19 protein-coding genes are annotated in these 23,926 nt (G+C 61.6%); 9 read left to right on the forward strand and 10 right to left on the reverse strand.

The genetic code is table 11. The features are described from left to right. The first annotated feature begins 74 nt into the window (after window positions 1-74). Both AC1DZU_RS15955 and AC1DZU_RS15960 read left to right on the forward strand, forming a co-directional pair. Window positions 75-641 carry a polysaccharide biosynthesis C-terminal domain-containing protein gene (locus AC1DZU_RS15955; protein ID WP_477286178.1) on the forward strand — a complete coding sequence of 189 codons (567 nt, stop codon included), beginning with the start codon at window positions 75-77 and terminating at the stop codon, window positions 639-641. Then, on the forward strand, window positions 635-1,876 hold the full coding sequence (locus AC1DZU_RS15960) for a glycosyltransferase family 2 protein (RefSeq protein ID WP_477286180.1): 1,242 nt from the start codon (window positions 635-637) through the stop codon (window positions 1,874-1,876). The genes AC1DZU_RS15955 and AC1DZU_RS15960 overlap by 7 nt, the downstream gene beginning before the upstream one ends. A 124-nt stretch (window positions 1,877-2,000) precedes the next feature. Here the strand turns inward: AC1DZU_RS15960 and AC1DZU_RS15965 are convergent, their stop codons facing one another. After that, the gene (locus AC1DZU_RS15965) at window positions 2,001-3,140 is read right to left on the reverse strand and encodes a helix-turn-helix transcriptional regulator (RefSeq protein WP_477286182.1); all 1,140 of its coding nucleotides are present in this window, start codon (window positions 3,138-3,140) and stop codon (window positions 2,001-2,003) included. A 378-nt stretch (window positions 3,141-3,518) separates the two neighbouring features. Here AC1DZU_RS15965 and AC1DZU_RS15970 point away from each other — a divergent pair, with 378 nt between their 5' ends. After that, window positions 3,519-6,617: a beta strand repeat-containing protein gene (locus tag AC1DZU_RS15970; RefSeq protein WP_477286184.1), complete on the forward strand. Its 3,099-nt coding sequence runs from the start codon at window positions 3,519-3,521 to the stop codon at window positions 6,615-6,617. Between the two features lie 98 nt (window positions 6,618-6,715). On the opposite strand, the gene rbsK is transcribed toward AC1DZU_RS15970, so the two are convergent. Genes rbsK through AC1DZU_RS15985 form a run of 3 tightly spaced genes read right to left on the reverse strand, consistent with a single transcriptional unit; the run spans window position 6,716 to window position 9,190 of the window. Then, entirely contained in the window at window positions 6,716-7,648 is a 933-nt protein-coding gene (gene rbsK / locus AC1DZU_RS15975; RefSeq protein WP_477286186.1) for a ribokinase, read from the reverse strand. 4 nt (window positions 7,649-7,652) lie between these two features. After that, a complete protein-coding gene (locus AC1DZU_RS15980) occupies window positions 7,653-8,105 on the reverse strand; it encodes an RbsD/FucU family protein (protein ID WP_477286189.1) in 453 nt (150 codons plus the stop codon). 26 nt (window positions 8,106-8,131) lie between these two features. Continuing rightward, a complete protein-coding gene (locus AC1DZU_RS15985; RefSeq protein ID WP_477286191.1) occupies window positions 8,132-9,190 on the reverse strand; it encodes an ABC transporter ATP-binding protein in 1,059 nt (352 codons plus the stop codon). Between the two features lie 288 nt (window positions 9,191-9,478). Here AC1DZU_RS15985 and AC1DZU_RS15990 point away from each other — a divergent pair, with 288 nt between their 5' ends. The 3 genes from AC1DZU_RS15990 (at window position 9,479) to AC1DZU_RS16000 (ending at window position 13,308) form a co-directional block, all read left to right on the forward strand. Beyond that, window positions 9,479-11,155 carry an ABC transporter substrate-binding protein gene (locus AC1DZU_RS15990; protein ID WP_477286193.1) on the forward strand — a complete coding sequence of 559 codons (1,677 nt, stop codon included), beginning with the start codon at window positions 9,479-9,481 and terminating at the stop codon, window positions 11,153-11,155. Window positions 11,156-11,242: 87 nt separating this feature from the next. Continuing rightward, window positions 11,243-12,364, forward strand: a complete 1,122-nt coding sequence (locus AC1DZU_RS15995; protein WP_477286195.1) for a carbohydrate ABC transporter permease — start codon at window positions 11,243-11,245, stop codon at window positions 12,362-12,364. A 26-nt stretch (window positions 12,365-12,390) separates the two neighbouring features. Then, window positions 12,391-13,308 carry a carbohydrate ABC transporter permease gene (locus tag AC1DZU_RS16000; protein ID WP_477286197.1) on the forward strand — a complete coding sequence of 306 codons (918 nt, stop codon included), beginning with the start codon at window positions 12,391-12,393 and terminating at the stop codon, window positions 13,306-13,308. Window positions 13,309-13,353: 45 nt separating this feature from the next. Here the strand turns inward: AC1DZU_RS16000 and AC1DZU_RS16005 are convergent, their stop codons facing one another. Together AC1DZU_RS16005 and AC1DZU_RS16010 are read right to left on the reverse strand one after the other, a co-directional pair. Next, on the reverse strand, window positions 13,354-14,097 hold the full coding sequence (locus AC1DZU_RS16005) for a creatininase family protein (protein ID WP_477286199.1): 744 nt from the start codon (window positions 14,095-14,097) through the stop codon (window positions 13,354-13,356). 3 nt (window positions 14,098-14,100) lie between these two features. Beyond that, window positions 14,101-14,667 (reverse strand): SIS domain-containing protein, encoded by a 567-nt coding sequence (locus AC1DZU_RS16010; protein WP_477286201.1) that lies wholly within the window; start codon window positions 14,665-14,667, stop codon window positions 14,101-14,103. Window positions 14,668-14,843: 176 nt separating this feature from the next. On the opposite strand from AC1DZU_RS16010, the gene AC1DZU_RS16015 reads away from it, so the two are divergent. Beyond that, window positions 14,844-15,866 (forward strand): aldo/keto reductase, encoded by a 1,023-nt coding sequence (locus tag AC1DZU_RS16015; RefSeq protein ID WP_477286203.1) that lies wholly within the window; start codon window positions 14,844-14,846, stop codon window positions 15,864-15,866. Between the two features lie 151 nt (window positions 15,867-16,017). Here the strand turns inward: AC1DZU_RS16015 and AC1DZU_RS16020 are convergent, their stop codons facing one another. The 4 genes from AC1DZU_RS16020 to clpP all read right to left on the reverse strand — a co-directional run bounded on the left by AC1DZU_RS16020 (window position 16,018) and on the right by clpP (window position 21,510). Continuing rightward, complete coding sequence (locus tag AC1DZU_RS16020) at window positions 16,018-16,290, reverse strand: HU family DNA-binding protein (RefSeq protein WP_023798342.1); 273 nt, start codon at window positions 16,288-16,290, stop codon at window positions 16,018-16,020. A 302-nt stretch (window positions 16,291-16,592) separates the two neighbouring features. Next, window positions 16,593-19,004 carry an endopeptidase La gene (gene lon / locus AC1DZU_RS16025; protein WP_184870800.1) on the reverse strand — a complete coding sequence of 804 codons (2,412 nt, stop codon included), beginning with the start codon at window positions 19,002-19,004 and terminating at the stop codon, window positions 16,593-16,595. A gap of 306 nt (window positions 19,005-19,310) precedes the next feature. Continuing rightward, complete coding sequence (gene clpX / locus AC1DZU_RS16030) at window positions 19,311-20,585, reverse strand: ATP-dependent Clp protease ATP-binding subunit ClpX (protein WP_023759839.1); 1,275 nt, start codon at window positions 20,583-20,585, stop codon at window positions 19,311-19,313. 295 nt (window positions 20,586-20,880) lie between these two features. Further along, entirely contained in the window at window positions 20,881-21,510 is a 630-nt protein-coding gene (gene clpP, locus AC1DZU_RS16035; RefSeq protein WP_095081259.1) for an ATP-dependent Clp endopeptidase proteolytic subunit ClpP, read from the reverse strand. A gap of 327 nt (window positions 21,511-21,837) precedes the next feature. Between clpP and AC1DZU_RS16040 the strand changes: the two genes are divergently transcribed. Both AC1DZU_RS16040 and AC1DZU_RS16045 read left to right on the forward strand, forming a co-directional pair. Then, window positions 21,838-22,428, forward strand: coding sequence for a hypothetical protein (locus AC1DZU_RS16040; RefSeq protein ID WP_477286207.1), 591 nt, complete (start codon window positions 21,838-21,840; stop codon window positions 22,426-22,428). A gap of 111 nt (window positions 22,429-22,539) precedes the next feature. Beyond that, complete coding sequence (locus AC1DZU_RS16045; protein WP_477286209.1) at window positions 22,540-23,919, forward strand: pyridoxal phosphate-dependent decarboxylase family protein; 1,380 nt, start codon at window positions 22,540-22,542, stop codon at window positions 23,917-23,919. Window positions 23,920-23,926: the final 7 nt, after the last annotated feature.

Genomic DNA, 23,926 nt, shown 5'->3' on the forward strand with positions numbered 1-23,926 from the left:
CCGGTCAGGACATCCAGCGAAAATTGTGGGAGTTAGTCCGATCCGACTCGATCAAAATAACGGGGGCTTTGTTCATGAGCGATCATTCCGGGATCCGCCCAACTATTCTCGAATCCACACTGGCCGCGGCTCAGCGGGATCAACGGACCCTCGACGAGCAGCGGCACAGCATTGCGCCCCTGGTAGACGGCATGACGTTTTTCGACAGCATCCGGCACAATGATGACCGCGGCAGCGTCACGGAGGTCTACGACCCGCGCTGGGGCTGGCACGCCGACCCGCTGGTCTTCTCCTACATCTTCACAATTCGCCCCGGAGTGGTGAAGGGCTGGGGCCTGCACAAGCTGCATGAAGACCGCTATTTTGTGATCAGCGGCGAGTTGGAACTGGTCCTTTATGACCCTCGCCCCGAATCCAGCACATATGGCAAGATTTCGAAGGTTTACCTCTCCGGCAGCCGTCCACGCCTGGTCAATATTCCGAAGTTTGTCTGGCATGCCGACCGAAACATCGGAACGTCCGAAGTGCTGGTCATCAATTTCCCAACGATACAGTACGACCACTCAAATCCCGACAAGTACCGACTGCCCATCGACACCGATCTCATTCCCTATGATTTCGGCAGCGCGAAGGGATGGTGAGCAAGCCCCGCTTTTCCATCCTGATGCCGACGCATTCGCGCGTCGACGTCATCGGTCTGGCCATCCAGTCGGTGCTGGATCAGACCGTCGAGGACTTTGAACTCCTGGTCGTCGGCGACGGCTGCGCGCCCGGCACGGCCGAGGTGGTCGAAGCTTTTCAGGACGCCCGTATCCGCTTCTTCGATTTGCCCAAGGCGCCGAGCTATGGCTACGCGAACCGCAATATCGCGCTGCGCGAGGCCCGCGGCGACCTGATTGGCTTTGCGGCCGACGACGACCTGCTGTTTCCGGATCATCTTGAGATCCTCGCGGATGGCCTCAAAGGTGGGGCTGCTATTGCGTACAGTCAGGCGCTGTGGGTTTCCACCGATGGCATTGCAGCACCCTTCCTGACCAATCTGGAGCTGGCCGACGAGTTCAGGGTGTTCACCGAGGTCGGCAACACGATACCCGCCAGCTGCTTCCTGTATCGGGCTGATTGCCTGCCGTCGCGCGATGTCTGGCCGGAAAACGTCGCATCGGCCGGGGATTGGCAATTGTGGCGGCGAATCATGCGCGAGAACCCGCGCAATCCCCTCACCTATTGCCGCGCCCCGACCGTCCTGCATTTCAGCGCCAAATGGAAGAATTCGCGCTACTCTCAGGCGACGCAACTGGCCACGTTTCTCGATATCGCGGATGGAGCAGGCTGGTGGCCTTCAGCCTTGCGCGTCTGGATACCGAACGGCAGCAACGAACAATATGAGTATGCGCGCCTGATGCGCGTCGACCCCGCGGCCTGGAGCGAAAAGACGCGCCGTGCGGTCGGCGATCTGGTGGCGCGGCTTGCCTGGGAGGACGTCCAAACGACCCGCCCGATGCTGGCAAGCGCCGAGGCCGAGAAGGCGACGCTGCGGTCTGAAATCTCGCGGCTGCACAATGAGCTGCAGTTGGCTCAGCAAGGCAATGCCGCGCTACAGAGGGCCGCTTCGGATGCGCTCGACAAGGAAGCTGCGTTGCAGCCGGAAATCTCGAGGCTGCGCACCGAGCTCGATCTGGCTCACCAACGCAACGCCGAGCTACGGAGCGCCGCTTCGGATACAAGAAACGAGAAGGACGAGATCGAACAGGCGCTGCAAGCATGCCGAATGCAAATCGCGGCTTTGTATCAGTCCACAAGCTGGCGCATCACCAGTCCCTTGCGCAGGATCTTCACAAGCTTGCGTTCGAAAAAATCACGGGGCTCAAAGTCTTGAACTCAGCTTGGTTGGCGGCATCGGCGATCCGGCCGCCAAGGTGATCATTACCCCTTGGCTGGCAGAGCATCGATGAAGGCGGCGCCCGCCCCCGAGGCAGCGGCGGGCGCGTTATCGCCAACCGTCATGCGATGTTCAAGGGGACGGCACCCGGACTGAGCGGCACACCAATATCGGAGACTAGCTTGACGAGGTCCGCCTGCCGCGTCGTGTTGGTCTTGGCATAGATGCGGCCAAGGTGGGTCTTGATCGTGTTCTCACCGACCCCGAGCGACAGAGCACTCTTCTGCGTGGTCAGTCCGCCACCGACGGCCAGCAAAACCCGCACTTCCGCCGGCGTGAGATCGAACAGTGTCGTCAGCACCGCCTCTGAGGGCGGCGCGGCCGAGGTTGTTGTCGAGATGAAGACGGCGGCGCATGCGGGGCGGAAAGCCGCGCGCGCGGTCCCCTCGGTCAAAGGCAACACATAGGCAACCGCTGGGGGCTGGCTGGCCGCGGATAAGGGCAAGCCGATGCCGCGCGCGCCAAGCGAGGCATCGGCATGAGCGGCTCCCGATATCGCTTCCAGCAGGGCGCGGCCCGTTATCGGATTTTGTGCCTGGAGGATGCCGTTTCTGGAAAAGATGGGCTGCTGCGTCGAGAGCATCGCCTCGGCACGGCCGTTCGCATAAAGGATCGCGCCATCCGCGCTGGTAAGAACGACGGCGGTTGCAAGATTGTCGAGCGTCGCGCGATAGAGACTGGCGGTCACGCGCGCCTGATCGAGCAGGTCGCCGATCAGCGAAGCGCGGCGCAAATGAGGAGAAAGCAGCGCCATAAAGCGCTGCTCCTCCGCAGTGACGGCACCCCTGCTCGCGCGTGTCGTGAAGCTCACGAGGCCGATCCGATCCAAGGTGTGCACGAATTTGGTGATGCAGCCCTCGCGCAAGCCCTGCGGGCCGGCCCAGTTCAGGTAGAAAGGTGACTGCTGAAGTTCGGCTTCAGTCATGCTCGACAATGTCGATAACGGTGTGTCGATGTCGCCGACGACCACGGCCTTCAGACCTGGAATGTCCTCGAAGCCGTAGTCCTGCTGCAGAACCCGCATTTGCTCCGCATCCCAGGGCGATTGGGCCGCGAAACGGCCATACTGATCGCCGGGATCAGCCAGCGCGATGGTTGAATAGGCGGCGTCCACGGCCTCCGTGAGCCGGACCATGACGACGGTCCAGAATTCCGAATTGAGTGCGCTATCGTAGATGTCGCCGATGATCGACGAAAGCAACTCGTTGCTCAGCCTGTACATTCGCCCCTGCCCAACAGAGCCTTCCCTTTTTGTCAGTCAGGGATACCGCACGCCCTGCCTATACCAGCATGGCCCTGAAAAGCTCAACGCAAGCCGAAGGATTTCTGAGACCTCATTCTTTCGGGTGACGACATTGCGACACGCCAGGCCTAGTGGGCGGCACAAGGCAGGTTCCAAAGCGTCAATTCAAGGCGCCCTGGCCCTGAGTAGCGTCGGATTCCAAGACTGCGTCCAGGCGCAAGGACTCAGGAAAACGTCTGCTTCAATTGAGAATCAGCTTTGACGGGGGTCAGCATGTCGGTTTGGAATGGTCTTGCAGGTGGCGCGTGGTTCACCGCTTCAAATTGGACCGGCGGCGTGCCTGATGCAATCGGTGCTACAGCGGATTTCGGCAATCTAGGTGCCAGCCTCACGCATCACATCGACCTGGCGGTTCAAGGTCCGTTCACTGTCGGCACCTTGAATCTGGCGAGTTCCGCCATCGAGAATTACAGTCTCGAACACGGCTCGCTCATCATGAACAAGGCGGGCGGTGCGATCATCAGCGTAACGTCGACCTCCAATCTACAGGCAAGCGTGCTGGCGTCGTCGCTGACGCTGCAGCTCAATGCGGCAACCTTGATCGCGACGACCGGAGGCAACACGACCCTCGACGTCCAGGGGCAGATTACCGGATCAGGGCTCCTAACCAAATCCGGCGTCGGCACCCTGAAGCTGTCTGATGCGACCAACAACTGGTCGGGCGGAACGCAGATCAATCAAGGCACAGTTTCGTTTGGCGCCGCTGCTTTCGGAACGGGAGACATCACGTTCGCCGGCGATAGCGTGTTCCGGTCTACAGGCGGCGCGACGCTTGCCAACGATCTGATCGAACTCGCCGGCGTTTCAACATCAATCAGGGCACAGACGGGCACGTCACTTTCGTTGACCGGTACCTTCGCGGCGCTCGGCGGCGCCGGGACCACCGTGCATTTTGGCAGCGCGACGGATAAGGGAACGATTTACTTTGGCTCAAGCAGCATCACCGCCAATGATGCGGGCTCGCTTGCCATTGACGGCGGCACGCTGAGAGCGGGCAAGGCGTTCGCGTCCTTCACCAACGGGCTGGCTAACACCAATATCGCGGCCGGAGCGGTTCTCGACGCCAGTGGCTTCGATCTGGAACTGAACCATCTAACCGGGGCGGGCTTGATCACCAACAACGGCCTTTCCGATGTTGTCGTGAACGTCTACGAGGCCGGCAGCTCCATCTTCTCGGGCGTTTTCGCGAATAGCTTGAGCCATACAGGGTTAAACAAGATCGGCACCGGGACCCTGACATTGTCAGGCGCCAATACTTACTCCGGCACGACCACTGTCGCGATCGGAACATTGCGGGCGGGAGCCGACCATGCCTTCAGCGCCACCAGTGTCGTCGACGTAAAAGCTGGCGCGACGCTCAATATCGGCACTTTCGACCAAACCATCGCCGGACTGACCGGCAGCGGTGAAGTCCGGGCCGATACGGTTACAGCGGCCACTTTGACGACCAGTATAACCCTTGGCGGCGTCAAGGAGTTTGCGGGCGTGATCTCGAACGGCTCGGCGGTATTTGGCGAGCTCAACCTGACAAAAAGCGGCGCGGGAACCCAGGTTCTGTCAGGCCTGAACACCTATACGGGCCAGACCACAATAACGGCGGGAACATTGGCGCTGTCCGGGTCGGGATCGATTGCCGATTCATCCGGACTGGCGATTTCCGCAGGGGCCACTTTCGATCTCGGCGGGCTGTCGGGAAACGGCGCCTCGGTACAGGCATTGGCGAATGGCGGCACCGTCAACCTCGGCGGAAAGATGTTGCATCTGGTCGATCAGTCAGCCGGGCTGGGAGGCACATATATAGGGTCGAGCTTAACCGATGGTCTTCACATAGACCTCGATGCGACAGTTTTGAATTTCAGCCTTTCTACCGCAACTTTCACCAACTGGGCAGATTCCACTGACCAAATCGCCATCGTTGGCAATGGCCTTGCCAATACGATTACCGGGTCGTCCCACGCCGATACCATTGGTGGCGACCTCGGCAACGACGTTTTGATCGGCGGAGGCGGCGAGGACAATCTGAATGGTGGCGACGGTTCGGATACGGCCTCTTATGCAAGCGCTGCCGCAGGCGTCATTGCGAACCTCTCAAATCACAAGGTCAATACCGGCGACGCCAACGGCGACAGCTATACCCTCATCGAAAACCTGACCGGATCGAGCCATGCGGACCAGCTCTATGGCAACGATGTTGCCAATATTCTGGATGGCGGCATCGGTGCCGATACCATGACGGGCGCACAGGGCAGCGACAGCTACTACGTCGACAATGCGGGCGATATCGTCAGTGAGAGCACTGTCGGCGCCAACGGCACCGACACCGTCAATGGCTATATCTCGATCAACCTCGGCGATGGCAATCACTTCACGGGCAACATCGAGAACGTCGCACTGCGCAGTGCAGCCTCGATCGACGCCACCGGCAACAGCCTGGCCAACATCATCACCGGCAATTCCGGCGACAACATCATCGACGGCAAAGGCGGCGCCGACACGATGAGCGGAGCGCAGGGCGACGACACCTACTTCGTCGACAATGCCGGCGATATCGTCAGTGAAAGCACCGCCGGCGCCAACGGCACCGATACCGTCAACGGCCACATCTCGATCAACCTCAGTGATGGCAACCACTTCACGGGCAATATCGAGAACGTCGCGCTGCTCGGCGCGACTTCGATCAACGCCACCGGCAACAGCCTGGCCAACGCGATGAACGGCAATTCGGGCGTCAACACGCTCACCGGCCTGGGCGGCAACGACACACTGGATGGCAAGGCGGGTGCCGACACCATGCAGGGCGGCATCGGCAACGACACCTACTATGTCGACAATGCCGGAGACCATGTCGTCGAGCTCAACGGCGAGGGCACCGACAATGTTCAGGCCTTCGTCTCGTTCAACCTGTCGGGACAGGAGCTCGAGAACCTGGCACTGCGCAGCGCGGCCTCGATCAACGGCACCGGCAACTCGACCGCCAACATCATCACCGGCAATTCCGGCAACAACGTCATCAACGGCCTCCTCGGCAATGACACGCTCTCCGGCAGCACCGGCAACGACAGTTTCGTCTTCACCACGGCGCTCAACGCGTCGACCAATGTCGACCACATCACCGACTTCTCTGTGGTCGAAGACACCATCCACGTCGACAATGCGATCTTTGCAGCGCTTGGCGGCAACGGCACGCTGACCGCCGACCAGTTCGTCAAGAACACAACTGGCCTTGCCGCCGACGGCAACGACCACATCATCTACGAGACCGACACCGGCTGGCTCTACTATGACAGCAACGGCAGTGCCGCTGGCGGCTCAACCCATTTCGCCACGCTGGCCGCAAACCTCGCGCTGACCAACGCCGATTTCGTGGTGATTTAGCCAGATAGATTTTGACGCTCGCACAGCCACCTGATCTCGGCTGTGAATGATCGTCACCGGACAAGGATCGAACCCAGACGGTCGCCTACACAAGGCTGTCAGGTCGCCTGCGCCAGCAGCGCCTCGACCTCCTGCAGCGTCGGCATCGACGGCGCGGTGCCGGGTCGCGTCACGGAAATGCCGGCAACCGCGCAGGCGAAACGCACCGCCTGCAGCGGCTCGACACCTCGCGACAGCGCGGCGGCGAGGCCACCGTTGAAGGCGTCGCCCGCCCCCGTGGTCTCGACAACCGGCCCCGCACTGACGGCGGGAACATGCTCGGAGCGGTTCTTGGAGTGCAAAAGCGCGCCCTTGTCACCAAGCGTGACGATGACCGTGCCGACGCCCTTTTCGATCAAGCTTGCGGCGGCGGCGCGCGCCTCATCGAGCGAGGAGACCTTCATCCCGGTCAATTCCTCCGTCTCCGTCTCGTTGGGCGTGAGATAGTCGCACAGCGTGTAGATGCGGTCGGGAAGTTTTGCCGCCGGGGCCGGGTTGAGGATGGTCGTCACCCCTGCCCCGCGCGCGATCTCCAGCGCCCGCAGCGCGGCATCGATCGGTTGTTCCAGCTGGGTGACGAAGACGCCGGCGCTGCTGATCAGCCCGGCATTGGCTTCGATATCGGCCGGCGAAATCAGCATCGCCGCGCCGGGGCTGACGATGATGGCGTTGTTGCCGGTCGTCTCCTCGACGAAGATGTAGGCAGCGCCGGTGTAGCTTTCCGGCGTGTCGATCACGGCATCCTTGACGCCTGCGCCGGCCCAGGTCTGCCTCGCCATGTCGGCGAAGGGATCGACGCCGAGGCGGGTGAGGAAGGTGACGTCGGCGCCGAGCTTGCCGGCGGCGACCGCCTGGTTCGAGCCCTTGCCGCCCGGCCCCAGCTTGAACGAGTTGCCGAGGATCGTCTCGCCCATGCGCGGCTGGCGGTCGGCGCGGTAGGCGGTGTCGGCGACGAACACGCCAAGGATGACGACAGGCTTGCCCGAGACCATGCCGCTACTCCGCATCCGGCGGCACAACGCCCTTGCGGAAGGCGAAGCAGCCATAGAAGCGGCGCTCACCGGTCTGGATGACGCAATAGGCCTGCTTGGCGCGCTCGTAGAAAGCGTAGCGCTCGACCGCGATCATCGGCCATGATTTGCCTTCGGCCTTGTCGATTTCCTTCTGCACTTCCTTCTGCACGCGCGGGATCTCGTCGGGCTTGCCGACGATCTCCATGCGCGCCGCGGCATCGTCGACGAACGTGTCCAGCGGGTAGAGCGACAGCACGGCCTTGGCCACGTCGGCGGCCGGCGCATCGATGCGCAGCAGTCGGCCGAGCGCGGTCTGGCGCGCCACCGAATCGGCCGGAAAATTGGTATCGGCGATGATCAAATCATCGCCATGGCCCATCGCCCGCAATGCCTGCAGCACATCGGCATTGAGCAACGGATCGATCCCTTTGAGCATAATATTCCTCGTAATGTCGTTGAAGGTCAGAGACGCTTGCCGGTCTCGGCGTCGAAAAGATGGATCTGGTCGAGCCGCGGCTTCAGGGTGAGCATGTCGCCGGGCTTGAAGTCGTGGCGTTCGCGAAACAGCGCCACCATCTCACCGTCGCCGAAGCGCAGGAACACCAGCGTTTCCGAGCCGGTCGGCTCGACCACCGAAATCCTCGCCGGCACGCCGTCGGGGTGGATCTCGAGGTGTTCCGGCCGCACGCCGTAGACGACGGCCTGCCCGTCCTGCGCGGCATTGTCCGATGCAACCGGGAACAGCGAGCCTGATATCTCGACGCCGGCCTTGCCGCCCTTGCGCATGGTGCCCTTGAGTAGGTTCATCGAAGGCGAGCCGATGAAGCCGGCGACGAAAAGATTGGCCGGCCGGTCGAACAGTTCCAGCGGCGCGCCGACCTGCTCGATGCGGCCGTCGCGCATGACGACGATCTTGTCGGCCATCGTCATGGCCTCGATCTGGTCGTGGGTGACGTAGATGGTGGTGGTCTTCAGCCGCTGGTGCAATTCCTTGATCTCGGTGCGCATCTGCACGCGCAGCTTGGCGTCGAGGTTGGACAGCGGCTCGTCGAACAGGAACACCTGCGGGTTGCGCACGATGGCGCGGCCCATCGCCACGCGCTGGCGCTGGCCGCCGGAAAGCTGCCGGGGATAGCGCTTCAGGTAGGGATTGAGGTCGAGGATGTCGGCGGCGCGCTTGACCCGCTCGGCGACCACCGCCGGATCGGTTTTCCGCAGCTTGAGGGCAAAGGCCATGTTCTGCTCGACGGTCTTGTGCGGGTAGAGCGCGTAGTTCTGGAACACCATGGCGATGTCGCGCTTGGCCGGCGGCAAATGATTGACGATGCGGTCGCCGATGGCGATCGTGCCCCCGGAGACGGTCTCCAGCCCGGCCACCATCCTGAGCAGCGTGGACTTGCCGCAACCCGAAGGACCGACCAGCACCACGAACTGTCCGTCGGCGATATCGACGCTGACTTCGTGCAGAACCTTGACGGTTCCAAACGCCTTGGCCACCTTGCTGATTGCGACTTGCGCCATATCTCCCCCATCGGCTCCACTGCCGTAGGCGCAGAAGCTAACCAACGCAATCGGTCAGGGCAAGTCAGTCTCTTATAGATAAAAATCTGCCCTCGTTGACACGGCGTTTGGTTGTGAGAATAGTGACGAGTGCTGGTCCAAAGTCGGAACCAGATCCGCAATCGGAGCTTCAATCGACGCAGGGTGGGGTCCTGCCAATTCGTTTCCGAGCCGGGCGTATCGCTGGCGCTCCAGCGTCCGACAGAGTGGCCACATCCATTCACACTGATTTTCTGGGAGGAATAGTCGATGAGAACAGGTCTTTACGAACAACTGGTGCGTGCCGGTGCCACAAGACGCGACATCTTGAAGGGTGCGGCCAGCATAGCCGCGCTCTCGGCAGCATCCAGCGCCGGTCTCGGCGCGTTGACGCGTCCGGCATCCGCCGCGAGCGAACTGCGCAAGCAGATCCTGCAGATCCCCGGCGTTGGCAAGGGCCAGCCGACTGATGCCGATTTCCAAAAAGTCGGTGAACTCTGCCTCGAAGCCACGAAGGCCAACGTCAAGGAAGGCGAATTCGCCGGCGTCGAACTCTCCTTCATGGGCCTCAACAACCAGAACCTGCACAATGTGCTGTTCCGCGGCTTCCTGAAGCCGTGGGAGGCCTATACCGGGGCCAAGATCAACTGGATCGACCTTGCACAGGCGGACTACAATCCTCGCCTGCAGCAGGCTATCGCCACGAACACAATCGACTTTGATATCGTCGAGATGGGCGCGCCCTTCGAAGGCGACGTCTGCGGCAAGGGCCTGACCTCCGAAATGCCGGACTGGGTCAGGAAGCAGATCGATATGGACGACATTGTTGCCTATCTGAAGCCGCCGGTCGGCACCTGGAACGGCAAGCAGTATCGCGTGACCGTCGACGGCGACACGCACAACTTCAACTACCGCACCGACGTGTTCTCCGACTCTGATCTGGCAGCAGCCTGGAAAGCCGATAGCGGGGACAAAGCTGGCCTGACGGAATGGGGCGTGCCGAAGACCTGGCAGCAGGTGCAGGCCGTGACCAAGTTCCTCAAGGGCAAGCAGATGAAGGGCCAGGACGTCTACGGCTACCTCGACGCGCCCAAGCCATGGGGTGGATTTGGCTTCTACTTCCTCGGCAGCCGTGCCAGTGCTTATGCCAAGCACCCTGATGACAAGGCGTGGCTGTTCGACGCCGAAACGATGAAGCCGCGCGTCAACAACCCGGCTTGGGTGCGGGCGATCCAGGACGTCATCGACGCGCTGCCTTCCGAACCGCAGGATCAAATCAATGCCGACCCGAACCAGACCTGTTTCTCCCAATTCCTGGGCGGCACTGGTTCGATGCTGGCTTGGTGGGGAGACGCTGGCTCGAATGCGAAGACTAACGACTCCTCGGTCGTCGGCGACGTCACTGGCTTCTCGATCCTGCCGGGCTCGGACGATGTCTACAACTCCAAGACCGGCAAATGGGACAAGCTCGCCAGCGGCCCGAACTATGCGCCGAATTGCGCCTATCTCGGCTGGGGCGTCTATGTCATGGCCCGCGTCGACAGCGACGAGAAGAAGAAGAAGGCAGCCTGGTCGGCGGCAGCCCATCTCGGCGGCAAGGACCTTTCGCTCTGGTGCGCGGCGTATCCGTCGGGCTTCCAGCCCTACCGCAATTCCCATTTCGACATTCCGGAATGGGTGGCGGCCGGCTATGACGAGGCGTTCATCACCTCGTATCTCAAGTCGGAAGCCGACAGCTACAACCATCCGAACGCGGCGATCGAGCCGCGCATCCCCGGCATCTTCCAGTACTACAGCGCCGCCGAGGATATTTTGGCCAACACCTTCGCCGGCAAGATGAAGGCACAGGAAGGCGCCGACGCGATCGCGGCTGCCTGGGAGAAGCTGACCGACCAGATTGGCCGCGACAACCAGGTCAAGCTCTACAAGGCCTCACTCGGCATGTAGGCTATGTGAAACCGTGGTCCGGCGGCAACGCCGGACCACAGCAGACCGGCTCCGGCTCCTTGAGGAGCCTTCAAACGGGCGAGATTTGTGGCTGACCAGACTTCGACCGCAAACCAGTGGCCGGCAGATGCCGGCCCTTCCGATCTGATTTCTCCTAGCCGAAAACGTCTCGGCTGGGGGCTGATGGCCGTTGCGACGCTCGGCCTGCTGGCGGTGATCGCGCTGGAGATCCTGTACAAGACCGATGCCGACACTGTCGGCTTCGAAACCTGGCGCCCTGTCGTCTACGCCTATGTGCTGTGGGGCGTGGCGCTCGGCATCGGCCAGGTGCTGACGCGCGGCGAGGATGGCCAGCGTGCGCTGTTCCTGCTGCCGGCGCTGCTATTCACCATCGCCATGGTGATCTTCCCGACACTGTTCGGCTTCTACATAGCGCTCACCGACTGGAACCTCAGCTCCTTCAGCGGCCGCAAGTTCAACGGGCTCGACAATTTCTGGCAGATGCTCGGCGACCCCTACTACCGCAACGCGCTGTTGAACATGGCGCTCTACGTGCTGGCGGTGGCGGTCGAATATGTCATTGCCTTTGGCCTGGCGCTGCTGCTCAACGCGCAGATCCGTGCGCGAAAATTCTTCCGTGTTGTCTTCCTCTTGCCCTTGATGCTGTCGCCGGTGGCGGTGTCTTGGATGATCGGCAAATCGCTGATGGAGTACCGGTTCGGACCGGCCGCGACCCTGGCGCGCCATCTCGGCTGGGAAAATCCCGCCTTCTTCTCGGATCCGATCACGGCGCGCATCTCGATCATGGTTCTGGACGCCTGGACCTTCATTCCGTTCATGATGATCATGCTGCTTGCCGGGCTGCAGGCAATGTCGCGCGAAGTGCTCGAAGCCGCGCGGGTCGACGGCGCCAATCCCTGGCAGACCTTCTGGCAGGTTACCTTCCCACTGATGCTGCCGGTGTCGGTGACAGCGGTGATCCTGCGCATCATCTTCAAGCTGAAGCTCGCCGATATCATCATCACGGTGACGTCGGGCGGCCCGGGTGGCGCCACCGATTCCGTGTCGAGCTTCATCTACCGCGAATATCGCGACCGCTCGAATGTCGGCTACGGAACCATGCTGGCGATGGCGTATCTGGTCATCATTGTCGTGTTCGTCACGTGGCTGTTGAAATTTGCCAACCGCTTCGTGCGCAATGTCAATTGAAGCAAGATGGGGTGAATTGAAGCCAGATGAGCGTCCAGACCACTGAATACGTCGCCTCGGAGATCCGCTCGCCGGCGAGCTTCGTCGCCAGCCGCGTCTTCATCTATGGCGCCCTCGCCTTCTGGGCGTTCATCTGCCTGTTTCCGATCTACTGGACGATAACCACCTCGTTCAAGACAGCGGTCGACGTCACCCAGGGCCACCTTATCCCGTTCGTCGACTTCCAGCCGGACTGGAAGGGCTGGCGCTCGCTCGGTCTGTCACCGGATTCGATCTTCCAGACCTCGACGGTGCGCGAGGAATTCCTCAAGCGGTTCATGAATTCGGTGATCACCTCGGTCGGCGCATCGAGCCTCGCCATCATCATCGGTAGCCTCGCTGCCTACGGGCTTACCCGCTACCGCTACCATTTCGCCTGGTTCAAGAACGAGGATATCTCGTTCTTCTTCCTGTCGCAGCTGATCCTGCCGCCGGTGGTGCTGGCTTTGCCCTTCCTGGTGCTCTACCGCGAAGTTGGCCTGCTCGACACGCGCGTCGGGCTGATCCTGCTCTACACGCTGATGGTGCTGCCGATCGTCATCTGGATCATGCGCGACCAGTTCAATTCCATACCCGTCGAGCTCGAGGAAGCGGCGCTCGTCGACGGGCTGTCGATCTGGGGCGCTTTCTTCCGCATCGTCATGCCGATCGCCCTGCCCGGCATGGTCGCCGCCTTCATCCTGGCGATGGTGCTGTGCTGGAACGAGTATTTCTTCGCGGCCCTTTTGACATCGACCGACGCCAAGACAATTCCGGTCATGGTGGCAAGCCAGACCGGCTCGCAAGGCATCAACTGGTGGTCGATGGCAGCGCTTGCCACTGCGGCGATTGCGCCATTGGCCGTCATCGGCATCGCGCTCGAACGCTATCTGATCATGGGCATGACCGCGGGAGCGGTGAAATAGGCGATCCGTTTTCCCTTCTCCCACGACAAGGGGGAAGGGGGCCATCTAGGCTAAAAGCGTGGCGCGCAAATGATCCATGATCATGGCGACGCCCTTTTGCCCGAGCTCGGCCGAAGCGTCCTTGGCGGTCGCGGTGTACCAGCTCTTGTTGTCTTCGAAGTGACTGGCATCGACAGCCTCCGGGCATAGCGCCAGCATCAGCGAGGTCTCGCCGATGCCGGCATGGTCGAACGGGTACTTGCCGTTCATTGCCGCCGACATCAGCGGATGCACCTGCACCCAGTTGAAGAAATTGCCGCCCTCGGCGTGCTCGGCATAATAGTTAGCCATCGCCTCCGAGCCCCACCAGCCCTCGCCGCGTTCCTTTTCGAGGAAGCGGAAGATCGCCTGGCGACCGGCGGTCTTGAAGGCGAGATCGGTCGGCATGCCGGCGGCGAAATTCTCGGTCTGGTGGTGGATGATGGCGTGGATGTTACGAAAGCCGACGCGCAGCAGGCTGTAGAACAGCTCATCGCCGAACGGCGCCAGCGCGTTGCCGCCGACCTGCACCGAGCCGCTGCCTTCCGGCGCCGCCACGGCGTAGCTTGCCGCGCCGTAGTAGAAGGGCGGCAGGATGACGATGTCGCGCTCCTTCTCGAACAGCTCCAGCGTCTTGATGACGGCCAGTGTATCCATGCCGACGGCCATGTGCTCGCCATGGTATTCGAGCACGCCGAGCGGCAACGCGACCGGCCAGTTCTCGGCGATCGCCTTGCGGATCTGGTGCGGCAGCATCAGTTCGTAGCGCATGATCTATTCCATGTTGGTGTGGCGGGCACGCATCGCTTCCGGTGACGCGCCGATCAATTCCCTAAGCTTCAGCACCATCACCTCGAACAGCAGGAACAGCGCCCCTTCGAACACCGAGCCCATCGGCAGCACCGACGTTTTTTGGGTCCCCTGATCGTTGGCCATGGTCTGCGCGGGAATGAGCAGCGTGAAATCGGCTTGTCTTGCCGCACTGCTTTCGGCCTGGGCAGTCAGCAGCAGGTTCGTTGCGCCGGCACCGTGCGCGACCTGCATCAAGGTGAGCACGGTCGAGGTTTCTCCCGGCCCTGAACTGGCCAGGAAGACATCGCCGGGCCCCAACGGTGGCGTGTTCATGTCGCCGACCACCGAGACCGGCAGGCCGAGATGATAGAGCCGCATGGCAAAGCCCTTGACCTGCAAGGCCTCGCGGCCGCAGCCATAGACGACGATTTGTCTGGCTCCTGCCAGCATCTTGCAGGCGGCGTCGATGCGGCTGCTGTCGACGCGTGCCAGCACGCTGCCGAGTTCGCCAAGCGCGGTCTTGAACGGATTTTCGCTGTTGTCGATCACGGCGAACCTGGCATCGAAATCATCCCGGAGATTGTCGCTCTCGCTTCGACGAACAGCTTGATTTCGCTCATGCTAGCAACCGCGAAAATGCGTGTCCAACGGTCCGCGACGCTTTTGCCGAGCCACAGGCATGATAGTGTCATGTCAGACAAATCACGTGAGGCAGACAGCAGAATATGAAGACACGGCACTTCGACCGCATCGGCAATGGCGGCATCCCCTTTACCGAGCTCGGCTTCGGCACCGCGCCGCTCGGCAATCTCTACCGTGCCGTCTCGGACGAGGACGCCAACGCCACGCTGGAGGCCGCCTGGGCGACTGGCTGCCGCTATTACGACACCGCGCCGCTCTACGGGCTGGGCCTGTCGGAAACGCGGCTCAATCCGTTCCTGCGCTCGAAGAAGCGCGATGACTATGTGCTGTCGAGCAAGGTCGGCCGCATCATGCGCGCCTGCCCGCCGGAACAGCGCACCGGCATCGGCAAGTTCTTCGACACGCCGTCGCGCCGCGAGGTTTACGACTACAGCTATGACGGCGTCATGCGTTCGTTCGAAGCCTCACTCGAGCGCCTCGGCGTCGACCGTATCGACATCCTCTTCGTGCACGATGTCGACATCTTCACCCATGGCAGCAAGGAAGCGTCCGACCGCCGCATCGAGGAGTTCATGCGCTCTGGCTATTACGGGCTGCTGTCCCTCCGCGACCAGGGCGTGATCAAGGCGTTCGGCGGCGGCATCAATGAGTGGCAGGTTGCCCAGACGCTGGCCGAGCGCGGCGATTTCGACCTGTTCCTGCTTGCCGGGCGCTATACACTGCTCGAACAGGAAGCGCTGGCGTCCTTCCTGCCGCTCTGCCAGGCGCGCGGCATCGGCATCGTTCTGGGCGGACCCTATAACTCCGGCATTCTGGCGACCGGGCCAAAGCCCGGCGCGTATTACAACTACTCCGAGGCGCCACAGGACATCATGGAGCGCGTTGCCCGCATCGACGCGGTCTGCGAGCGCCACGGCGTGCGGCTGATCGAGGCTGCCCTGCAATTCCCGCTGCTGCACCCTTCGGTGGTTTCGGTGATCCCCGGTGGCCAGCGGCCGAGCGAAGTCGAGAGCAACCGTTCGTTGCTCGATGCGAAACTGCCGGCGGCGCTCTGGGCCGATCTCAAGCAGGAAGGCCTGATGCGCGCCGAGGCGCCGACCGCATAGTTTGGTTTGGGCGCGCGCGACGCACATCCTCGGGCACCAAAAAGAAAGCCGGGCAAGCCCGGCTTTTCTGGTCGCACGTACCTGTGTAGGCCACGAAAATGAAAAGCCGGGGCAAGCCCGGCTTTTCTGGTCTCTGAAAAGAAAAAGTCGCTTAGTTGACCGCGTCCTTGAGGCCCTTGCCGGCCGAGAACTTCGGCACGGTACGCGCCGGGATCTGGACTTCGGCGCCTGTCTGCGGGTTGCGGCCCGTCGAAGCCGCACGCTTTGACACTGTGAAATTGCCAAAGCCGACAAGCCGGACATCGCCGCCCTTCTTCAGTTCGCCGGTGATCACGGAAAACACCGCGTCGACCGCCGACTGTGCGTCACCCTTCGAAATGCTCGCGGCGTCGGCGACAGCGGACACCAGTTCGTTCTTGTTCATAAAAATTCCCTTCCATGAGAACACCGGAACTTACGACTCATCCGGCAGGAAACGGACTTTAGAAAGAAGCGCTCCCGCAACCAAGTCGAAATGCCCAAGAAAAAGCGGAAAAAGCCCGGAATTCCGGGGTTTTTCACATGAAAAAGCCGGGCGCGAAGCCCGGCTCTCTGTTTGTGCACTGCAACCTTAGCGAAAACTTACGCATGACCCCGAAAACCGTAGCCGGTTTTCGGAAGGGACCATGCGCAAGTCCCGAGTGTCAGAGCGTCCTTTGCGCGTCCAGTTGGACGCGCGCCGCCGCTCTAATGTGCAAGCGTCTTGCCGGCATCGTCCGCGGTGTCGGTCGTCGCCGGCGGATTGACAGGTTCGACCCACTCGATCGGCTCCGGCATACGCACCAGCGCGTGGCGCAATACCTCACCGACCCGCGAGACCGGGATGATCTCCATACCGTTCTTCACGTTGTCCGGAATCTCCGCCAGGTCCTTGGCGTTGTCTTCCGGGATCAGCACCTTCTTGATGCCGCCGCGCAATGCGGCAAGCAGCTTCTCCTTGAGGCCGCCGATCGGCAGCACCCTGCCGCGCAGCGTGATCTCGCCGGTCATCGCCACATCGGCCTTGATCGGAATGCCGGTCAAGACGGAGATGATCGCGGTCGCCATCGCCACGCCGGCCGACGGTCCATCCTTGGGCGTCGCACCTTCCGGCACGTGCACGTGGATGTCGCGCTTGTCGAACAGCGGCGGCTCGATGCCGAAATCGATGGCGCGCGAGCGGACATAGGAGGCCGCCGCTGAAATCGATTCCTTCATCACGTCGCGCAGGTTGCCGGTCACCGTCATGCGGCCCTTGCCGGGCATCATGACGCCTTCGACCGTCAGCAGCTCGCCGCCGACTTCCGTCCAGGCAAGCCCGGTAACGACACCGACCTGATCGTCAGCCTCGACCTGGCCGAAGCGGAAGCGCGGAACACCGAGATAGTCGGCGAGGTTCGCCGCCGTGATGTTGACCGTCTTCTTCTTCGTCTTCAGGATCTCGGTCACCGCCTTGCGCCCGAGCTTCATCAGCTCGCGCTCCAGACTTCTGACGCCCGCTTCACGGGTGTAGGTCTGGATGATGGCGCGGATCGCGTCCTCGCCGACGGAGAACTCCTTCGGCTGCAGGGCATGGTCGCGCACCACCTTCGGCATCAGGTGCCGCTTGGCAATCTCGATCTTCTCGTCCTCGGTGTAGCCGGCGATACGGATGATCTCCATGCGGTCCATCAAAGGCGCAGGGATGTTCAGCGTGTTCGCCGTCGTCACGAACATCACGCTCGACAGGTCGTATTCGACCTCGAGGTAATGGTCCATGAACGTCGAGTTCTGTTCCGGATCGAGCACCTCGAGCAGCGCCGACGACGGATCGCCACGGAAGTCCTGGCCCATCTTGTCGATCTCGTCGAGCAGGAAGAGCGGGTTGGACTTCTTCGCCTTCTTCATCGACTGGATGACCTTGCCGGGCATCGAGCCGATATAGGTGCGCCGATGGCCACGGATCTCGGCTTCGTCACGCACGCCGCCGAGCGCCATGCGGATGAATTCGCGACCGGTCGCCTTGGCGATCGACTTGCCGAGCGAGGTCTTGCCGACGCCGGGAGGGCCGACGAGGCACAGGATCGGCCCCTTCAGCTTCTTCTGGCGGCTTTGCACGGCAAGGTACTCGACGATACGGTCCTTGACCTTGTCGAGGCCGAAATGATCGGTGTCGAGCACGTTCTGCGCGAAAGCCAGGTCCTGCTTGACCTTGGAGTTCTTGCCCCACGGGATCGACAGGATCCAGTCGAGATAGTTGCGCACGACGGTCGATTCCGCCGACATGGGCGACATCGTCCTGAGCTTCTTCAACTCGGCTTCCGCCTTTTCGCGGGCCTCCTTGGAAAGCTTGGTCTTCTTGATGCGCGCCTCGATCTCGGCAGCCTCGTCGCGGCCGTCCTCGCCTTCGCCGAGCTCCTTCTGGATCGCCTTCATCTGCTCGTTCAGGTAGTATTCGCGCTGCGTCTTCTCCATCTGGCGCTTGACGCGCGAACGGATGCGCTTCTCCACCTGCAGGACGGAGATTTCGGCTTCCATGAAGCCCATCGCCTTTTCCAGCCGCTCCTTGACCGAGAGCGTGGCCAGCATTTCCTGCTTCTCAGGAATCTTGATGGCGAGATGCGAAGCGACCGTGTCGGCGAGCTTGGAATAGTCGTCGATCTGGCTGGCGGCACCCACCACTTCTGGCGAGATCTTCTTGTTCAGCTTGACGTAGTTCTCGAAGTCGGTGACCACCGAGCGAGCCAGCGCCTCGACCTCGACCTCTTCCTCTTCCGGCTCGACCAGCGCCGTGGCGCGGGCCTCGTGGAAGTCGGGGCGGTCGGTGAACGAGACGATTTTCGCGCGCGAGGCGCCTTCGACCAGAACCTTGACGGTGCCGTCGGGCAGCTTCAGCAATTGCAGCACATTGGCGAGCGTGCCGATGTCGAAGATGGCATCGGGCTCGGGATCGTCGTCGGCGGCATTCATCTGGGTGGCGAGCAGGATCTGCTTCTCCTGACCCATCACCTCTTCCAGCGCCTTGATCGACTTTTCACGCCCGACGAAGAGCGGAACGATCATGTGCGGGAACACCACGATGTCGCGCAGTGGGAGGACTGCGAAGACGCCGTCGCTGGGAGCCTTGGATATTTTGGCCATTGTCCAACCTTTCATGTCGCGGCCGCCAATCAGCCAACCGCGAATCTCATATTAACGACCGGGGATCGTTCCGCCTACCACCGTTTATGACGGGAGTTTTACAGCACAGAAATCGGGCACCTCGGCCTTCTCCCGTTAGTTGGATGCACGATCCACAAAGATCAAGGGGCCCGTACAAATCCGCTCCTCCAACTTGCCCGCAAGTGACAGATTTGCGACGGCCAGTCCGGGCACAGCCGCAAAACCCTGCGTGACAGCAAAACGGCGCCTTGCGGCGCCGTTTCACAATTCCGCTTTGGGCTCATGTCAGGCGCTGACATTGCCCTTCTTTTCCTTCTGCTCGGAATAGATATAGAGCGGCCGGGCACTGCCGGTAACCACCTCTTCCGAAATTACCACTTCGCGCACGCCTTCGAGCGCGGGAAGTTCGAACATCGTGTCGAGCAGGATCGCTTCCATGATCGAGCGCAGGCCGCGCGCCCCGGTCTTGCGCTCGATGGCGCGCTTGGCGATCGCCGACAGGGCGTTCTCGTGGAAGGTCAGGTCGACATTCTCCATCTCGAACAGCCGCTGATACTGCTTGACCAGCGCGTTCTTCGGCTCGGTCAGGATCTGGATCAGCGCCGGCTCGTCGAGGTCCTCCAAGGTCGCAAGGACCGGCAGACGGCCGACAAATTCGGGGATAAGACCGAATTTCAAGAGATCCTCGGGCTCGACCAGGCGGAAGACATCGCCTGTGCGGCGATCCTCGGGCGAAGCGACGATGGCGCCGAAGCCGATCGAGGTCTTTCTGCCGCGATCCGAGATGATCTTGTCCAGCCCGGCGAAGGCGCCGCCGCAGATGAACAGGATGTTGGCGGTGTCGACCTGCAGGAATTCCTGTTGCGGGTGCTTCCTGCCGCCCTGCGGCGGCACGGAGGCGACGGTGCCTTCCATGATCTTCAGCAGCGCCTGCTGCACGCCCTCGCCCGACACGTCGCGGGTGATGGAGGGATTGTCGGACTTGCGCGAAATCTTGTCGATCTCGTCGATGTAGACGATGCCGCGCTGCGCCCGCTCGACATTGTAGTCGGCCGACTGCAGCAGCTTGAGGATGATGTTTTCGACATCCTCGCCGACATAACCGGCTTCGGTCAGCGTCGTGGCATCAGCCATGGTGAAGGGCACGTCGATGATGCGGGCCAGCGTCTGGGCCAGCAGCGTCTTGCCGCAACCGGTCGGGCCGATCAAAAGGATGTTCGACTTGGCCAGCTCGACATCGTTGTTCTTGCCGGCATGCGCGAGTCGCTTGTAGTGGTTGTGGACGGCCACCGACAGCACGCGCTTGGCGTAGGGCTGGCCGATGACGTAATCGTCGAGAACCTTGAGGATCTCCTGCGGTGTCGGCACGCCCTCGCGCGACTTCACCATCGAGGTCTTGTTCTCCTCGCGGATGATGTCCATGCAGAGCTCGACGCACTCGTCGCAGATGAAGACCGTCGGACCGGCGATCAGCTTGCGCACTTCGTGCTGGCTTTTGCCGCAAAACGAGCAGTAGAGCGTATTCTTGGAATCGCCGCTGTTGTTGCCGACCTTGCTCATTTTCATGTCCTTTCATGGCCGCCCGCCGATGGTCTGGCTGAAAGGGCGCATACTCTCATCTATCGCGGGAATCCGCCGCCGCCAGTGTCCGGCTCTTGCAACGCATTCCGTACGAAACACAAATCAGAAAACGTGGCAATGATTCGCGACAGCCCCGCATAAAGCTAAGCCGCCGAAACTCAACATAGCCTTAACGTAGGCAATCCTGGCCCCCGAGGGAACAGCCAATTGTGGCCGAAATGCCGCAAGATGCGCCAAAAGCGCGTGATGCCGTCATCCAACTGCCAACTAGCCCTTATGCCACAGCGCCTTCGACCGGCTCGCGCGACGAAATGACCTTGTCGATGAGGCCGAAATCCCTGGCTTCGTCGGCGGTCATGAAATGGTCGCGGTCGAGCGTCTTTTCGATCTCTTCGTAGCTCTTGCCGGTGTGCTTGACGTAGACCTCGTTGAGGCGACGCTTCAGCTTGATGATGTCCTGGGCGTGGCGCTCGATGTCGGACGCCTGGCCCTGGAAGCCGCCGGACGGCTGGTGAACCATGATGCGGGCGTTCGGCGTGGCGAAGCGCATGTCCTTGTGGCCGGCGGTCAAAAGCAGCGAACCCATCGAGGCGGCCTGGCCGATGCAGAGCGTCGAGACGGCCGGCTTGATGAACTGCATGGTGTCGTAGATCGCCATGCCCGAGGTGACGACCCCGCCAGGCGAATTGATGTAGAGGTTGATTTCCTTCTTCGGATTCTCGGCTTCCAGGAACAAAAGCTGCGCGCAGACCAGCGTCGCCATGCCGTCCTCGACCGGACCGGTGATGAAAATGATGCGCTCCTTGAGGAGGCGCGAGAAAATGTCGTAGGCCCGCTCGCCGCGATTGGTCTGTTCGACCACCATCGGAACGAGGTTCATGTAGGTTTCGACGGGGTTCTTCATTAGTTATCTCTTATCTCGCGGTGGGATTCCGGCGCCGGGAAGGCTGGCAGATCGGGCAGAATCGGTTCTGGATCGTCATTCCGTAAATAGGATGCCGGCTCATCCTTGTGCAAGGCCGACCCGTCCTAGCCATCTGGGTAAGTCGAATCAAGGTTATTCACGGGATCATCGACCGGTGTCGTCATCGTTCGGCGGTATCATCACCATTCGTAGCAATTTCTTAACCGCATTGCTTAACGAAATACGGCAAATCCCCTTTTTCCCGACGCCGCTTCCCCTACAATCCAACGTTGAACCGTCATTGTGCCGTTCAACAGGGGGAGTGTCATGTTCAGGAAAACCGCATGCTTCGCCATTGCCGGGCTGACCGTGCTCGGCACGATTTCGCAAACGTCGGCCGGCGGCCGCGCCGTCGAATGCTATGAACCGGTCCGCACACCTGATGTCTACGACACCGTCTACGAAGACGTGCTGGTCAGCCCGGCCGGCCAGCAGGTCGACTATGTCCCGGCTATCTATGGCACCCGGGAACGCGTGGTGATGACGGTTCCGGCACAAGTGACCTACGAGATCGTGCCCGCGGTCACCCGCGCCGTCTACCATACGGTCCAGGTCGATGATGGCGGCTATTCCTGGGAATGGCGCGTCATCCATGGCCGCAAGGTGCTGTGCAAGATCTGGCACAAGGCGCGCTTCGGGCGTGTCGCCGAGACCGTGGTGATCGAGCCCGAACGGACACGGCGTGTCGTCACCCCGGCGCAATACGACAGCATCGCCGAGGAGGTGCTGGTGCAGCCGGAGCAAAGGCGCATCATCAATGTTCCTGCCTCCTACCGGACCGTCGCGCGGCGCGTGCTGGTGCGCGAAGGGTCATCCGGCTGGCGGCGCGTGCATATTCCCAGGCACTGCCAGGATTAGCTGCGTTCACGCCGATCACGGCACCAAATAGCCCCCAATGATGAGAGGTTGTTGGACTGCAGCCGGGAGGGTAGCCTGCGCCGCAGCGGGGTTTCGGCGGGGACTGAGAACATGCGCGACCTTGAAATTTCCAATCAAGAACTATCAGATCTTGCGGAAGAAGCCCTGGGGCTCGCCAAAAGCTATTGGGCGTCCCTTGAGCGACGTCGGACGTACCCCTTGACCAGCGGCAAACACACGACCGAACTCTTCTCGCGACCTTGGCCCGAGAACGGTCGTGGTCGGGAAGTCTTGCAGGACTTCAAGTCGATCTCAGAGCATGTGCGACCTTCGACAGGCAGATTCTTCGGTTACGTCGTCGGCTCGGGCGAGCCGGTCGGCGCGCTGGGAGAGTTGCTCGCTGCGGCGCTCAATCAGAATGTGACCTCGTGGCGGTCGGCGCCGGCGGCAACATCGATCGAACGCGCGGTTGTCGGATGGTTGGCTGACGCTGTCGGCTGCATCGGATTTGCCGGCAGCCTGTGCGGCGGAGGCTCGACGGCCAACCTCATGGCATTGGCGATGGCGCGGGAAGCGAAGTCGCCCGCCAACGAAACAGGTGCACGGCCTTGCGTGGTCTATGCTTCCGAACAAGTGCACATGTCCATTCCCAAGGCCGTCGCACTGCTGGGCATCGGCAGAAAAAACCTTCGCTTGATCGCTGTCGACGACAAATTCAGAATGCGACCGGACGCCCTCCAGGCAGCTATTGTTGCCGACCGCGAGGCCGGAAACGTGCCGATCGCCATCGTGGCTACAGTCGGCACCATCGTCTCCGGCGCGATCGATCCCCTCCCCGAAATTGCAGAGATCGCTCGGAGGGAAGCGCTCTGGATGCATGTCGACGGTGCCTATGGGGGACTGGCGGCTCTGGCGGTGCCGGAAAAGTTCCAGGGGTTGTCTTCTGCGGATTCGCTGTCGCTCGATGCGCACAAATGGCTCTATCAGCCACTCGATTGCGGCTGTCTGCTCTATCGCCGCCCAGACATCGCGCGAACGACTTTTTCGCACAGCGACGACTACGTCAGGATACTGAGCAATGACCCGACGGAAGCATTTGCGTTCTTCGAGGAGTCGATCGAGCTCTCTCGACGCTTCCGCGCGCTGAAGCTCTGGATGTCGCTGCAGTACCACGGACGCCGCGCCTATCGCGAAGCCATCACACGCGATCTCCACCATGCCCAGATGCTCGCACAGACAATCGCGTCGCAGCCGGATCTGGAACAGCTTGCGCCGGTATCGTTAAGCGCAGTCTGTTTCCGCCACCGCTCGAAGGACAACGAAGCGATCCTGCGCCGCGTGATCGCGCGCGGCCGGGTGTATCTGTCGAACGCAACGGTCAACGGTCACTTCGCGCTGCGGGCGTGTTTCGTCAATCATAGAACGACCCCAGATGATGTGCGGGCGATTGTGTCCGAAGTCATGGCCGCCGCCGACGAGCTCAATCGCTGAGCCGCCA

The organism is Mesorhizobium sp. P2_A12, assembly GCF_056405075.1.

Coding starts and splice junctions, on each gene's coding strand:
- AC1DZU_RS15955 (WP_477286178.1), top strand. CDS start 75: ATGAGCGATCATTCCGGGATCCGCCCAACTATTCTCGAATCCACACTG.
- AC1DZU_RS15960 (WP_477286180.1), top strand. CDS start 635: ATGGTGAGCAAGCCCCGCTTTTCCATCCTGATGCCGACGCATTCGCGC.
- rbsK (WP_477286186.1), bottom strand. CDS start 7,648: ATGGTCTCGGGCAAGCCTGTCGTCATCCTTGGCGTGTTCGTCGCCGAC.
- AC1DZU_RS15980 (WP_477286189.1), bottom strand. CDS start 8,105: ATGCTCAAAGGGATCGATCCGTTGCTCAATGCCGATGTGCTGCAGGCA.
- AC1DZU_RS15985 (WP_477286191.1), bottom strand. CDS start 9,190: ATGGCGCAAGTCGCAATCAGCAAGGTGGCCAAGGCGTTTGGAACCGTC.
- AC1DZU_RS15990 (WP_477286193.1), top strand. CDS start 9,479: ATGAGAACAGGTCTTTACGAACAACTGGTGCGTGCCGGTGCCACAAGA.
- AC1DZU_RS16000 (WP_477286197.1), top strand. CDS start 12,391: ATGAGCGTCCAGACCACTGAATACGTCGCCTCGGAGATCCGCTCGCCG.
- AC1DZU_RS16005 (WP_477286199.1), bottom strand. CDS start 14,097: ATGCGCTACGAACTGATGCTGCCGCACCAGATCCGCAAGGCGATCGCC.
- AC1DZU_RS16015 (WP_477286203.1), top strand. CDS start 14,844: ATGAAGACACGGCACTTCGACCGCATCGGCAATGGCGGCATCCCCTTT.
- AC1DZU_RS16020 (WP_023798342.1), bottom strand. CDS start 16,290: ATGAACAAGAACGAACTGGTGTCCGCTGTCGCCGACGCCGCGAGCATT.
- lon (WP_184870800.1), bottom strand. CDS start 19,004: ATGGCCAAAATATCCAAGGCTCCCAGCGACGGCGTCTTCGCAGTCCTC.
- clpX (WP_023759839.1), bottom strand. CDS start 20,585: ATGAGCAAGGTCGGCAACAACAGCGGCGATTCCAAGAATACGCTCTAC.
- clpP (WP_095081259.1), bottom strand. CDS start 21,510: ATGAAGAACCCCGTCGAAACCTACATGAACCTCGTTCCGATGGTGGTC.
- AC1DZU_RS16040 (WP_477286207.1), top strand. CDS start 21,838: ATGTTCAGGAAAACCGCATGCTTCGCCATTGCCGGGCTGACCGTGCTC.
- AC1DZU_RS16045 (WP_477286209.1), top strand. CDS start 22,540: ATGCGCGACCTTGAAATTTCCAATCAAGAACTATCAGATCTTGCGGAA.